Origin of the sequence: Dakarella massiliensis, from assembly GCF_001182045.1 — a bacterium.
In the GTDB taxonomy this organism is placed as follows: Bacteria; Pseudomonadota; Gammaproteobacteria; order Burkholderiales; family Burkholderiaceae_F; genus Mesosutterella; species Mesosutterella massiliensis.
This window is the reverse complement of record NZ_CVTY01000007.1, coordinates 364,226-378,065: the sequence shown is the minus strand read 5'-3', so window position 1 is coordinate 378,065 and position 13,840 is coordinate 364,226. Positions and strand designations below refer to the sequence as shown.

Below are 13,840 nucleotides of genomic sequence, written 5' to 3'. Positions count from 1 at the left end.
CGTGCCGGCAGCCGCGGGTTCCTGCTGGATAGTGGCATTTTCGCTTTCCATAATCACGCCTCCTCAATGGTTCAGGGGATCCGATCCTGAAAAGAGGAGAGGGGATGATGAAAATTACAACTTAGGAGGGAGCGGGGTGTTTCTTACAGCCCTTCAAACCGGTCGAAACCGATTGCTACCTCCTTCAGGCCAACCCTCTTTATGGGACAGTCCCTTACAGATATTGTGGCTCAAAGCGGGTGAAAACGCTAAAGTTCTGAAGGAATTTCCTGAATATGTATCAGTAATACATAAAAAGTTAATAGAAATCAGATATCTAAACCCTAAAGTCTAATCCCTTCAGCGTACGGCTTATGAACTCTTTTTTTCTATAGGAATTACGAATAGAATTTTTGTAGTTCCGAAAGGGACTGGGTGGGTCTGCGTGTGCAAAGGATCCGCTCAAACGCACTGTGTCTTTGGAGAGGGAAACATGTGCATTGGAATGCCCGCAAGGGTTGTGAGCGTCAACGCGGCTTCCGCGATCGTTGAAGCTCTTGGAATGAAGAAGACGGTAACAACGCGGCTGCTGGGAGAACTTCAGCCGGGTGATTTCGTTACAGTCCACGCCGATATTGCGTATGGCCGGATTTCAAGAGAAGAATACGATACGGCAAAAGGCCTTTGGAAGAAGCTCGCGAAGTGCTCCTAGAGAGAAAAAGGAGAAACCCGGAAAATGAGTTTCTCCTTTTTTAGCTTTCAGTAACCACATTGATTGACTTGAGCAGCCCCGCCCGGTGACAGCACCAGGCGGGTTTTCTTTTGCCTTTAGAATTCAGAACCCAAGCCGGGCTGGAAGAAAAACGGCGGGCAAACGAAAAGAGGCGCTTCTTTCGAAACGCCTCTTTCAGTGCTTATGTCAGAGCGGGAGCTCTGAACTGCTGCGGACAGTCAGCAGATTACTTGCAGCACTTGCCTTCGCCGAAGTAGCGGTCGAGCAGGCCCTTGAAGGCCTTGCCGTGACGGGCTTCGTCGCGGGCCATTTCATGAACGGTGTCATGAATGGCGTCGAGGTTCGCCTGCTTCGCGCGCTTCGCGAGATCGGTCTTGCCTTCGGTGGCGCCGAATTCAGCTTCAACGCGCATTTCGAGGTTCTTCTTGGTGGAGTCGGTCAGAACTTCGCCAAGCAGTTCGGCAAAGCGGGAAGCGTGATTGGCTTCTTCCATAGCGGCCTTTTCATAGTACAGACCGATTTCCGGATAACCTTCACGGAAAGCAACGCGGGACATCGCGAGATACATACCGACTTCGGAGCATTCGCCGTTGAAGTTGGCACGGAGGTCGTTCTTGATGTCTTCGGGAACATCCTTGGCAACGCCAAGAACGTGCTCGGAAGCCCAGGTCTGGCCCTCAACAACAGGAACAAACTTGGATTTCGGTGCGCCGCAGGTCGGGCAGGTCCAGGTGTCGGGCAGGTCAGCGAACTTCACGCCTTCGCGTTCTTCATCATAGATGTGTCCGCAAACTGTGCAACGATATTTCATATTTTTCTTCCTTTTATAAACGTTCTCCTGGGGACTTCAGTATACCAATCGTTTGTTCAGTAAGTAAGGCTTTTTTCACTCGGTATGCCAATATGTACCTTTGATGACAAGCCACACATACTATCTATAGTGTTATGCAAAACGCCCCGAAATGCCCGCAAATCCGGTAAATGCTGGACTTGCCGGAAATTATGATGTGTCTCAAAAATCAACATATGGGGTGCATATTGTGGATGGGTCTGCAATACCTTGTTACATATAGATTTAGTTGTTTTTTGTTATCAACAGAAGTCTTAAACGAAGCTGAATAAAAACATAATTTTGTGCATCAAAAATAGTTTTCAGGCATAAAATTCCGCCTGTCTTCAGTCCGGGACGGCCCGGAAACTTTTTCTTGAGGAGAAGCCGTGGCAGAAATCGTCATTCTCATCAATATCGCGGGCGCTGTAGCGCTCCTCATGTGGGGCACGTACGTGATCCGCACCGGCATGATGCGGACCTTCGGCGCGAAGCTCCGGTCGTTCCTCGGACGGTGGCTCACGAACCGGTTTTCGGGGTTTGGTGCCGGGTTCGTCCTTTCCTCTCTTCTTCAGAGCTCCACCGCTGCGACGCTTCTCGTGTCGGGGCTTCAGAAGAAGGGCCTTGTTTCAACCGCGATCGCGCTCGCCGCGGTGATTGGCGCGAACTTCGGTTCGGCTGTCATGGTGCGCGTCCTGTCGCTCAACATCGACGCGGTGTCGCCCCTTCTTATCGCGGTCGGTGTCTATCTCTTCATGAAGAAGTCGGACACCGCGCCCGGTCAGTTCGGGCGGGTCCTGATGGGGCTTGGAGTGGTGATGCTCGCACTCACCCTGATCGGCCACATCACGACCCCGATCAAAGACAGTGCTGCCATGATGGCGCTCTTTCACCCGATTGAAGGAAATGCCTTCTTCTGCACGGTGCTCGGTATCGGGCTCGCCTTTCTCTGCTTCTCGTCGCTCGCGGTTGTAATTATTGACGCGGGACTCGTGGCGGCAGGGGCTCTCACGGTGTCTTCAGGCCTCTGGATCGTGCTCGGTGCAAACCTCGGCACCGCGTTCCTCGCCTCCGCGACCACGATGGGGAGTGACGCGATGACGCGCCGCGCCCCGATGGGGAACACCATTTTCCGGGGGCTCTGTTTCGTGCTCGGCGCAGCCGCACTGATCCTCATTCCGGAGGTGAGCCGCGCGTTTGAATCGATGGCGTCGGACCAGGTGATCTGGTTCCATGTGGTCTTCAACGCGATTTCAGGCGTCCTGGGTCTCGTCATCCTGAACCCGGTCGCGGCGCTCGTGGATCGGCTGCTGCCGGCCGCTCCGATGGTAAGCACGGGGACCGAGTCGCTGACGGAAGACTCGCTCTCCGACCCCGAGACCGCGTTCCATCTCGCCGAAGGAGAGATTGAGAAAACCTGTTGGTTCGTGAGTGAATTCTGGCGGAAGACCGGGGGCCTCATCACAAAGAACCCGGCTGTGGGCGCCGTGATGCTCCTGCGGCAGGACTACCCGATGATCCGGCAGCGCTGTCACGCGGTGAACAGCTACCTCTCCCGAATCGTGCAGACGAGTCTCACGCCGTCTGAAATTGCCCGCTGGGAAGAGCTTCACGCGAAGAATGCGGATCTTCAGAGTATCGGTCACGAAATCGATAAGGTAGTCGCCGGGCTGGGTGAGCATAAGGTGAAGAAAGAGCGGTTCTTTGATGAACAGGGTGAGAAGGAGCTTCTTGAGGCGCACGCGAGAATTGCGGATGACCTGAAGACCGCGCTTGATTACCTGTCGGCGGACGACCCGGTGAAGCGCGAGGCGGCTCATAAGAAGCTGCTCGCGACCCGGAAGACGCTGAACGATAACGAACTCGCTCTTGTTCAGTCCCACATGGACCGGGTGTCCTGCGGTGACTTCAAGGCGATTGAGACGAGTGCCCTTCATATCGCGCTGATTAACCGCTTCCGGAGGCTCCGCACGAAGATCAACGAACTCGCGGAGCTGTCGTTCTGAATCTCTTCAGGGGAAAACAAAAAAACACAGAAGGCCTGAAAAACCTTCTGCGTTTTTGATGGGCGGGAATTGCCGTGTCAGATCTTATGCGGGAAGAAGACCGCCTTCACGGAACGCGTGGTGGGGGTGCCAAAGTAGCTCCCGATCACCGAGAAGAGGAGCCCGGCTGCCGTTCCAATCACGATGTTATGGAAGTGATAGAAGTGGAACCCGGTCGCCATCGCGAGCGTATAGAGCCCCAGGCCCCCGATCACGCCCGCCATCGCGCCGCAGGCATTCATACGGGGCCAGAAGAGCCCGAGCACCACGGGCCACAGGAACGCGCTTTCGAGTCCCCCGAATGCGAAGAGGTTCACCCAGACCACGATGCTCTGCGGGTACATGGCGAGAAGAATCGACACCGCGCCGAGGAGCAGTGTGATCGAGACGCTGATTTTCTTACTCGCGTCATGCGAAATATCCGCGGGGTTCTTTCCGAAGCTCTTCTCATAGAGATCGCGGACCACGGTTGAAGAGGCCGCGATGAGGAGCGAGCTTACTGTACTCATGGTGGCGGCAAGCGGCCCGATGATCGTGATGCCGGCAAGCAGCGGATGCATGTGATTCACGATGAGAAGCGGAATTACGGCGTCGGTCCCTGAGACCGGTTTTTCGAGGATCACGCCGCGCGCGAGAACGCCGAGAAGCGTCATTCCGATCATCAGCGCGCCGCAGATCACGGTCGCCACCACCATCGCGCGGCTGAGGTCCCGGGTGCTTTTATAGCTGAGGCATCGGACGAGAGACTGCGGGAGCCCCACCGTGCAGAAGCCGACGAGGAGCCAGGAGGAGAAGAGCAGCGACCAGGGGAGGAGCCCGCCCGCATCCGGCAGCAGATGACGGCTGACGCCATTTGGGGTCAGATCCGCGGCTGAAAGCGTCTGCATGATGGACGAGAGTCCGCCGCCATCCTCGAGAATGGTGTAGCCAAGCGTCACCATTCCGGTGAGCATCAGAACCGCGCAGACCGCGTCAGTCCACACCACGGCGCGGAACCCGGATGACGTATAGATCACGGTGACCGCAGCGAAGAGCACGAGGCCGAGCTTATAGTCGAGCCCCGTGATTGCGGCGAAAATCTGAGCCCCGCCCATAAATTGCCCCACGACCATCGCGGTGAAGAAGATGAGGAGCACGGCGGAAAAGATGATGGAGAGCGTGTTTGAGCTGTAGCGCTCGCGGAGAATATCGATGATCGTGAGGGAATCCGTGCGCCGGGCGAGCACCGCGAGCTTTTTCCCGACGACGCCGAGGAGCAGGAACCCGGTGATGATCTGCGGCGCGGCAAACGCGACCCAGCCGAAACCAAGATTCCAGGCGACTCCCGGTCCCGAGACGAAAGAGCTTACGGAGCCGTACGTCGCGACGAGCGTCATCGCGAGAACAACGCCTCCGAGGCTGCGGTTCGCGATGAAGTAATCGCGCTCAAAGTCTTCTGACTTCCGGAGCGACCTGTTCGCGATAAACCCCACGGCAAGCAGCAGCGCGAGGAATGCCATCACCGGTACGAGTGTCATCACGGGGTTCGTCATGCGGCGTCTCCCTTGGTTGTTTCAGTCGCTTCGGGTGCGTCCTGATCGAGATCGAAATCCCGGAAGTATCGCTTCACGAGGACAATCACGGCGACGACAGAAAGCACGTAGCCCCCGAGGCAGGAGACCGAGAACCAGAGCGGCATCTCGAATAAGGTTTCCGGTGAATCCTTCAGGGGGAGAAGCGCGGCCCAGAAGGCTGCCATGATGATCAACGCGCAGATGGCGGTCGCTGCCGCCTCGCGGTCCATCTGGATAAATTTTTCTTTGTAAGAGAGTTTCCGCATGATTCCAAGCCAAAACCAGGAAAACACCGGAGCGTCCGCGTCGGGGCGGCTCCGCAGATAGGTAGAGGGTGAGGCCGATGACCGGCGGGGCCTCATCAGTTTTTCGAGTATAGCGGCCGGGTTTTTGAAATATGGCCGGAAAGCCGTTTCCGGTTTAGCGCGAAGAGGGGAGGGAAGCGGTGAGAACCGGAGAGACTGCTGGCCCTTCAATCATGAGTGACACGATCCTCACGAAGTCCCGTCCGGCGAGCCGCTCCGGAGTCCAGACGCAGAAAGCCTCCCGATCCGGGTGCCGCGTGAGGTCACTGAAAAATTCTGCCATCCGGTCCCGTGCCTGAATGAAACTGAGCGCGGTCCGGGCAGAGATCTTCAGATCGGTCGCGATGACAAAGATACCGAAGCGCTTCGCGTCATCTGCGATCCGGGCGTCAAGAATCCGGAGAGAGGGGGAAGGGCTGCGGCCGGGGATCAATTTGAGATAGCGGCTATGAAGAGTGTTTTCAGCGTCAAACGGCATGAGCCCCGATGTGATGGCGTCCGCTGCGTCGTGAACCGCGGCGGAAAGGGCAGAGGCGAAGTTGTTCTGCCGGTTTTTTGACCGAAGAATAAAGAGCCGGGCAGGGCGTTTCCCCGGGAGAAAGGGAAGGGTTGCTGAGGTTTCCGCAGACTTCAGATCGGGATTCCCGGGCAGCACATCGCTCTTCCAGTCGAGTTCCGGGAGACGGGAGTTAATGACAGGCAGGATCGCCGGGTGACCCGCCGAGAGTTTCAGCAGAAAGTGCGAACTGCGGTTCAGGAGTTCAGACCGGGGATTTTCTCCCGCAAGGAGAAGATTCGGGGACCGGATAGGATCAAGAAAGAAAGCGCTTTTCCTGGAAAACGCCGCGGGAAGCCCTGACGCGGAATTGATCAACAGCTGAAGCGGGGGCATCAGCCGGACATCCATGAGCCCCGGGAGCCGGTCGGTATTGGGAACCGAGAGCGGAAAGGGAAGCCGGGGGCCGAATGCTATCCCGATGGATTTCCCGTCGACAGGTGATAACCGCCGGAGGAACTCAGACTGAGCGTCAGGATCAAGCCCCACTTCGCGGTAAAGCGCGGCGATCCGGCTGGCCTCTCCCCTGTCCGATGGCTCAAGCCGGGTTTTAAGAAACTCCCGGGCTTCAGAGAAGACCGCCCGGCCGATTTTGTCTCCGAAGGCGCCGCGGAGCGCGAGCCTGATTTGCCCCGCCCGGGCGGCGTCGTCAGCCGCAGGTCGCGTTTCCCGTCCCACGCCGTTTGTCGCGATACGATCGCCTGACGCCGTGATCTTATAGAGAAGCGAAGTTCTCAGTGTCTCCGTGTAGCCTTTCTCCGGGCTGTAGCGGGTCTCCCGCTCATAGACATATCGCGTGCCGTCTTTCCGTTTTCTTTCAAAGCGCGAAATCCGCGGGGCGGTGGGAGAAGGGGGCATGATCTGCGGCCTGATGAAAAATCCGAGTAACTTTTATTTTAAAAGAACACTCGTTTTAAAGAAAGGCATACATCCCGAATCAGTGATTAAATACTTTTGAATCAGTGTATTGGGTTGGTTTTCAAGGAGCGGCATCAAGTGCCGGGAAGATTCGCTAAGCTCTTTTCTCTCTGCATCTTTTTCCAGGAAGGAATGTTCAATTGAAGATGAAGAAATTCGCCCTCGCGATGGGGCTTTCACTCGCCGTCAGCGCGGCTCCCGCTTTGGCTTCCTCGGGCTTTCAGTTTCCGAAAACCGGCGTCACAGAATCCGCGGCGCTGAATGGCGTGACTGTCTCCTGGCAGACCTACGCGAAGATTCCGTACGTGAAGCGCCCGAGCTGTGCCTCCTGCCAGCGCCTCACGGTGTATGTGCCGGAAGCGTATCTGAAGGGCGGCTCGGTGAATGGGTACACGAAGGACACCGCGCCGATCTTCCTTCCGAATTCGGTCGGCGGCTATATGCCGGGGAACATCGCGGATCCCAGGAAAGCGAATTTTGATGGCGGCGAAAGCGCGCTTCTCGCGGCGCTTGCCCGCGGCTACGTGGTTGTGTCACCTGAGATCCGCGGGCGGACCACAAAGGACGCATCGGGCCGCTACATCGGGAAAGCGCCGGCTCTCATCGTCGACTATAAGGCTGCGGTCCGTTATCTCCGGGCGGTGAAAAATAAGCTGCCGGCCGGGAATACGGAGCGGATTATTTCTGACGGCACGAGCGCGGGCGGCGCGCTTTCCGTGCTCCTTGGCTCAACCGGGAATGATCCCCGATATCTGCCGTATCTGAAGAAAATCGGAGCCGCGAAAGCCCGGGATGATATTTTTGCCGCAATCGTTTTCTGCCCGATCACGCTCCTCAGTCACGCGGACGAAGCCTACGAATGGGTGTTCAAGGATGAGACGGTGTATCACCAGGGGAAGATTCCGGGCGGCATGATGCAGCCGCCGAAGGCTGCCGGAAAAGGCGCCGCGCCGGTAGCCCGCCCCGATAACGCGCCGACTGAAGCCGCAGCCGGGCTTCCGCTCAGCGCGAAGCAGATCGCGGCTTCCAAGGTGCTCGCGCGGGCGTTCCCCGCGACGCTTAACCGTTTCGCCCTGAAGGACGCGGCTGGAAAGCCTCTGATACTGAAGTCGGATGGCACCGGGACTTTCGCGGACTATATCCGGTCGCTTTATATCGCGAGCGCGGAGGGAGCGCTGAAGTCCGGAGCCGATATCAGCCGGTTCAAGTGCCTCACCGTGAAGGATGGGCATGTCACCGCGATCGATATGAAGACTTACGCGAAGGAAGTGAACCGCCTGAAACCCGTGCCGGCTTTCGACTGGTTTGATGCCGGGTCGGGTGAAAACGATGAATTCGGGACCGTGAAAAACGGACCTCGTCATTTCACCGCGTTTTCGGCTGCCCGGGATCCGAAGCATCACGCGATGGCGGATGCGAAATCCGTCGCGCTTCTCGATCCCTTCACCTCGATTTCAAGGAAAGACGTGACGATCGCGCCTCACTTCCGGATCCGGCACGGCTTTGAGGATCGAGATACGGTGCTCGCGGTGCCCGCTTTTGTCGCGCTGAAGCTCGCGGAAAAGGGGGCAGACGTGGATTTCGCCGTGAAGTGGGGGAAGGGCCACGCGGGCGACTATGACCTGGACTCTATGTTTGACTGGGCAGACTCCGTTGTAAAGAAAGCCGGAAAGTAAGTTCCAGAGCGGATCAGAGGTGAAGAAGGGCGGTTCTTTCCGGAGAACCGCCTTTTTCGGGCTTTAAAGGGGTGAAATTTCGGCCGTTCAGCATAAAAAAAGGCCGGAAAGCTGATTTTTCAGCTTTCCGGCAGTCAAGAGAGAGACTAAGCAAAGCGCTCCGGATCTGTTTCTGGTGCAGCTCCGGAGGTACTGCGAATTACTTCAGAAGGAGTTCATTCAGGCTCTTGATGAAAGAGCTCGGATCCTTCAGCGTGCCCTGGTCAGCGAGCTGCGCCTCGGCGAAGATGAAGTTCGCCCACTGCGTGAACTTCGCTTCGTCGGTTTCAGCAGCCATACGTCCGATCAGCGGATGATCGGGGTTGATTTCAAGCGTGTAGTTCTCTTCAGGCACCGCCTGACCCGCGGCTTCGAGCATGCGGCGCATCTGCTGCGTCAGCATCTGATCCTGGGCTCCGACCACGCAGGCTGGGGAGTCAACGAGGCGGGCCGTCACCTTCACGTCCTGAACCTTGCCGCCGAGCGCCTTCTTCAGGCGCTCAACGAGTCCCTTATGCTGCTTCTCGGACTCTTCCTTCTGCTTCTCTTCTTCCTTGTCCTCGAGTTCCCCAAGGTCGAGGTCCTTCGCGGTGGCGGAGATGAAGGTCTTGCCGTCGAACGCTTCGACGTTGCCCATCAGCCACTCGTCCACGCGGTCCCAGAGGAGGAGCACTTCGATCCCCTTCTTCTTCAGCGTCTCGAGGTACGGCGAGTTCGCGGCGGCTTCGTAGCTGCCGGCCGTAATGTAGTAGATGTGCTTCTGCTTCTCGGGCTTCCGGGCGACATAGTCGGTGAGCGACACGTCTTCGGTGTTCGTACCGGACTTTGTCGATGCGAAGCGGAGGAGCTTCAGAATTTCTTCCTGGTTCGAGCGGTCCTCAACCGGGCCCTCCTTCAGCACGCGGCCGAACCGGCTCCAGAACTCAGCGTACTTCGTCTTATCCTCGGCGAGCTTCCCGATCATCGTGAGGGCGCGCTTCGTAAGCGCGCGGCGGAGTTTCCGGGTCACCGCGCTGTCCTGAAGGATTTCGCGCGACACGTTAAGCGGAAGGTCAGCGGTGTCAACGAGCCCCTTCACGAAGCGGAGGTAGTTCGGGAGGAACTCCTCGGCGTTATCCATGATGAAAACACGCTGAACGTAGAGCTTCAGCCCGTTCTTCTGCTCGCGGTTATAGAGATCCCACGGAGCGGTCTTCGGGATATAGAGGAGGCTCGTGTATTCGAGGTCGCCTTCAACGCGGTTATTCGCCCAGGTGAGCGGATCATCGTAGTCGTGCGTCAGATGCTTATAGAACTCTTTGTACTGCTCGTCCTTCACGTCCTTCGGGGGCAGCGTCCAGAGCGCCTTCGCGTCATTCACCTGAACCCACTTCCAGGTGGGTTCCTTCTTGTCGTCTGCCGGCGTCTCTTTTTCCCAGAGCCAGACCGGGGTCGAAATGTGGTCGGAGTACTTCGTGATGATGCCGCGGAGCGTCCATTCGTTCAGGAATTCCTTCTCAGAATCCTTGAGCGTCAGGATCACATCGGTGCCGCGGGTGTCTTTCGTCGTGAGCTCGGACTCATAGGTGCCGTTTCCGTCAGAGGTCCAGCGGACGGCTTCGTTCGCGGCCGCTTTCGCGGAGCGGGACACTACGGTCACGCGGTCCGCGACGATAAAGGCGCTGTAGAAACCGACACCGAACTGACCGATCAGCTGGGAGGCCTTCGCCTGATCCTGCGAGAGATTGCGGAAGAATTCTTCAGTGCCCGACTTCGCGATCGTGCCGAGGTGCTCGTTCGCTTCGTCAAGCGTCATGCCGATACCGTTATCGGAAATCGTCAGGGTGCCGGCTGCTTCGTCCGCCTTCACGCGGATATGGAAAAGCGGATCGTCCTTCGTGAGGAGCGGATCCTGAATCGAGAGGAAGCGAAGCTTATCAACCGCGTCAGAGGCGTTTGAAATCAGCTCGCGGAGAAAGATCTCCTTATTGGAATAAAGGGAATTTGCGAGCAGCTTGAGTAGCTTCGTTACTTCGGTCTGGAAGCCGTGAACCTGTGCAGCCATTTTCTATTGCATCTCCTGACTAGCGGACGGCACACGCCGTCCCCAAGTAAAACTTCAATAAATAATTAAATGGGGGCAGGGGATGAAAATTTCAAGAGGCGCGTAAAAAAATCCCGCCCAGCCGATGACGGCGGACGGGATTCAGAGGTGAATTTTCTGACTTACCAATCAGAACCGATGCGCAGTGCCGCCTTTGAAGCCTGAGGGCTTCGCGGACGCGCAGGGCCTGATTGTGAGGCAGGGCTTCGTTTCAGCGGGATCCGGGAGCGGCGCGATCGCGGCGTTATTCCCGTGCTTCTTCCGAAGTTCCTCGATATCCCCGAATTCAAGCGCCCGCTCAGGGCACGCCTCAACGCAGACTGGCATGCCGCCTTTTGAGGTTCTCGCGACACAGCCGTCACACTTCCGCATCTTTTTCGCAGCGGTGTCGAGGACGGGAGAGCCGTACGGGCACGCTTTCGCGCACATGCCGCAGCCGATGCATTTCTCCGTATCGATCACAACGAGGCCGTCCTCGGTCCGCTTGTGGTGAGCCCCCGTCGGGCACGCCTTCACGCACACCGGGTTCTCGCACTCATTGCAGCCGATCGACGTGTAGTACGCGAAGACATTCTGCGTGCAGGTCCCGTCGGTGTTCACTTTCCACGTGCCGCCCTCAAACTCAATCACGCGGCGCAGCACGATATCCGGCGCGTAGTTATGCAGGTCACTGCAGGCGACGGAGCAAGTCCGGCAGCCGGTGCAGCGGGTCTGATCAAAATAAAATCCTTTCTGTCCCATTTTTCTGCTCCTGATTCCGGCCTCAGGCCGTTCTCACTTCGACGAGGATGTTGTGCTGCGCGTTGCCTTTTGCGTACGCGCTCGGACGGTGTCCGGCGAGCGTATTGATGCAGCCGCCGACGTCAATCCGCATTCCGTTCACCATCGTGGGCTTATACCAGGCGCCCTGCGGGATCGTGATCACGCCCGGCATAATGCGGGGCGTTACCCGGGCGGGCAGCATCACGCCGCCGCGGCGGTTGAAGACCACCACCTTTTCTCCATCCCTGATGCCGCGCTCTTCTGCGTCGATCGGGTTCATCACCACCATGTCGGGGTGCAGGTAGCGGAGTTTCGGGAGGTTATGGAACGTGGAGTGAATCCTGCCGTGCCCGTGGAACCCGAAGCACTGCAGCGGGAAAGCCTTTCCTTCGGGGTCACCCGGCATATCCCAGGTCCGGTAGAAGATCGGAATCGGGGAAATGACATCCCCTTCCGGAAGCTCCCAGTCCGCGGTTTCCCGCGCGAGCTGTTCGGAATAGATTTCGATCTTGCCGCTCGGGGTCTTCAGCGGGTGCTTCATCGGGTCCTTCCGGAACGCTTCAAGCGCGATCGGGTCCTTGCGGTAACCCCAGACCTTCGCCATGCCGTCCTTCCAGAAGGTCGCGAAGTCGGGGAGCTGCGGCACCTTCTTACGCGTTTCCTCGTAGCACCACTTCACCCAGTCCATCTGAGAGCGGCCTTCGGTGAACTTCTCCTCAAGCCCCAGCTTCGCGGCGAGAAGCCTGCAGATCTCGAAGGACGATTTCTGGTCATACATCGGCTTCACGGCTTCCTGGATCGCGAGCATGCAGGCCACGTCGCCGTGCGAGCCGCCCTGGCACGCCGCGTCGTTCGTTTCAGGCCCAAGCGTATCGGGGAGCAGGATATCCGCGTAGCGCGCGGACGGCGTCATCATGTTGTCGCAGACGAGGATAAATTCGCACTTCGACGTGTCGCGGAGCACCTTATCCGTCCAGTTGCAGTCGCCGTGCTGATTGATCAGCGTGTTGCCGCCCGAATTCACGATCATCTTGATTCCGGTGCGGAGCTTCTCAGCGCCGTGAAGCGCCGAGTTGCGGCGCGTCATTTCGGGGCCGCGGAGAATCGCGTCCGTCCACATATAGACCGGAATCTTGGCCTGAACCGGGTTCTTTCCGATCGGGAGATAGACCGCGGGGAAGGAGGTGTTTCCTTCATGAGCTCCGGTGTTCGTCCCGGGGAGACCGACCTGGCCAAGCAGAATCGGCACCATGGCGATCGCGCGGCAGGTGGCTTCGCCGTTTGCCTGACGTTGCGGGCCCCAGCCCTGGGAGACAAAGAGGGGCTTCGTCATCGCCATTTCGCGCGCGAGGCTCCGGATCACATCCACCGGGATGCCGGTGATGGGGGCCGCCCATTCCGGGGTCTTCGCCGTGCCGTCGGGGCCCGCGCCGAGGATATAGGACTTGTAGTCTGACTTCGCGGGGGCGGATTTCGGAAGCGTCTTCTCATCAAACCCCACGCAGTAGCGGTCGAGGAACGCCTGATCGATCCAGCCATTCGTGATGAATTCATAGGCGAGAGCGGAGATGAGGGCAGCGTCCGTCCCCGGGCGGATCGGGATCCACTGGTCGGCGCGCGCCGTGCAGGTATCCGTGAACGCCGGGTCAATCACGATGATTTTCTTCGGGCGGTGACGCGTGAGCGCGGCGTCAATCTGGAAACCCTTGCCGCCGCCTGACGGCCGCGTGACAGACGGATTATTGCCGAAAAGCACGTAGAGTTCGGCGTTCGCGATTTCGCTCGGGAGGGAACTCGGGCGGCCGCCGTAGGTCTTCGGGAAGGCGGCGGCCCCTTGAGCGTTGGAGTAGGAGCCGTAGTACTGCAGGTACCCGCCCATCAGGTTCATCAGGCGCTGCCAGGCGCGGCGCGAGCTCACAAGCGACTGCTGCCCCGAGCAGTACTGCCAGTAGATCGAGTCGTTCCCATACTGGTTTTTGATGCGGGTCCATTCCTTCGCGATCGTGTCGAGCGCCTCATCCCACGAGATGCGTTCGAACTTGCCTTCGCCGCGTTCTCCCACTCGCTTCATCGGGAAGCGGAGGCGGTCAGGCGAATAAATCCGTTCACGCATCGAGCGGCCGCGCTGACAGGCCCGGAGCTGACGGGGGCCGAGCGTATCAGGCTGCGAGTTATCCGTTTCAATCCGGATTACCTGCCCGTTATGCGAAAAGACGCGGAGCGCGCAGCGCTGTCCGCAGTTGATCACGCACGCGCACCAGGTGCACGTGTCCTTGCTGTTCATCGCGTCGGCAACCGCGCGGGCAACAGGCATCATCGGGAGTCCGGCAGCCATAAAAGCCTTTAAGAGGGACCTCCGGGA

11 protein-coding genes are annotated in these 13,840 nt (G+C 58.3%); 4 read left to right on the top strand and 7 right to left on the bottom strand.

Annotation, left to right across the window (positions count from 1 at the left end; genetic code table 11):
* Nucleotide 1: 1 nt before the first annotated feature.
* Together BN1936_RS11480 and BN1936_RS07995 are read left to right on the top strand one after the other, a co-directional pair.
* On the top strand, nt 2–334 hold the full coding sequence (locus tag BN1936_RS11480; RefSeq protein WP_148521219.1) for a hypothetical protein: 333 nt from the start codon (nt 2–4) through the stop codon (nt 332–334).
* Between the two features lie 138 nt (nt 335–472).
* The gene (locus tag BN1936_RS07995; protein ID WP_022444129.1) at nt 473–691 is read left to right on the top strand and encodes a HypC/HybG/HupF family hydrogenase formation chaperone; all 219 of its coding nucleotides are present in this window, start codon (nt 473–475) and stop codon (nt 689–691) included.
* Between the two features lie 247 nt (nt 692–938).
* Here the strand turns inward: BN1936_RS07995 and BN1936_RS07990 are convergent, their stop codons facing one another.
* Nucleotides 939–1,523 carry a ferritin family protein gene (locus BN1936_RS07990; protein ID WP_022444130.1) on the bottom strand — a complete coding sequence of 195 codons (585 nt, stop codon included), beginning with the start codon at nt 1,521–1,523 and terminating at the stop codon, nt 939–941.
* A gap of 407 nt (nt 1,524–1,930) precedes the next feature.
* Between BN1936_RS07990 and BN1936_RS07985 the strand changes: the two genes are divergently transcribed.
* Nucleotides 1,931–3,547, top strand: coding sequence for a Na/Pi cotransporter family protein (locus BN1936_RS07985; protein ID WP_022444131.1), 1,617 nt, complete (start codon nt 1,931–1,933; stop codon nt 3,545–3,547).
* A 77-nt stretch (nt 3,548–3,624) separates the two neighbouring features.
* Here the strand turns inward: BN1936_RS07985 and panF are convergent, their stop codons facing one another.
* The 3 genes from panF to BN1936_RS07970 form a co-directional block, all read right to left on the bottom strand.
* Nucleotides 3,625–5,118 (bottom strand): sodium/pantothenate symporter, encoded by a 1,494-nt coding sequence (gene panF / locus BN1936_RS07980; RefSeq protein ID WP_049687120.1) that lies wholly within the window; start codon nt 5,116–5,118, stop codon nt 3,625–3,627.
* Nucleotides 5,115–5,405 carry a YhdT family protein gene (locus BN1936_RS07975; protein ID WP_049687450.1) on the bottom strand — a complete coding sequence of 97 codons (291 nt, stop codon included), beginning with the start codon at nt 5,403–5,405 and terminating at the stop codon, nt 5,115–5,117. Before BN1936_RS07975 ends, panF begins: the two co-directional genes overlap by 4 nt.
* Before the next feature lie 154 nt (nt 5,406–5,559).
* A complete protein-coding gene (locus BN1936_RS07970) occupies nt 5,560–6,858 on the bottom strand; it encodes a hypothetical protein (RefSeq protein ID WP_049687119.1) in 1,299 nt (432 codons plus the stop codon).
* Between the two features lie 206 nt (nt 6,859–7,064).
* Here BN1936_RS07970 and BN1936_RS07965 point away from each other — a divergent pair, with 206 nt between their 5' ends.
* Entirely contained in the window at nt 7,065–8,594 is a 1,530-nt protein-coding gene (locus BN1936_RS07965; protein ID WP_049687449.1) for a subtype B tannase, read from the top strand.
* Nucleotides 8,595–8,793: 199 nt separating this feature from the next.
* Here BN1936_RS07965 and htpG read toward each other — a convergent pair whose 3' ends face one another.
* From htpG to BN1936_RS07950, 3 genes are all read right to left on the bottom strand, one after another.
* The gene (htpG, locus tag BN1936_RS07960) at nt 8,794–10,677 is read right to left on the bottom strand and encodes a molecular chaperone HtpG (RefSeq protein ID WP_049687118.1); all 1,884 of its coding nucleotides are present in this window, start codon (nt 10,675–10,677) and stop codon (nt 8,794–8,796) included.
* A 168-nt stretch (nt 10,678–10,845) separates the two neighbouring features.
* Nucleotides 10,846–11,457: a DMSO/selenate family reductase complex B subunit gene (locus BN1936_RS07955; protein WP_022444138.1), complete on the bottom strand. Its 612-nt coding sequence runs from the start codon at nt 11,455–11,457 to the stop codon at nt 10,846–10,848.
* Nucleotides 11,458–11,479: 22 nt separating this feature from the next.
* On the bottom strand, nt 11,480–13,813 hold the full coding sequence (locus BN1936_RS07950) for a DMSO/selenate family reductase complex A subunit (protein ID WP_082164593.1): 2,334 nt from the start codon (nt 13,811–13,813) through the stop codon (nt 11,480–11,482).
* Between the last annotated feature and the right edge of the window lie 27 nt (nt 13,814–13,840).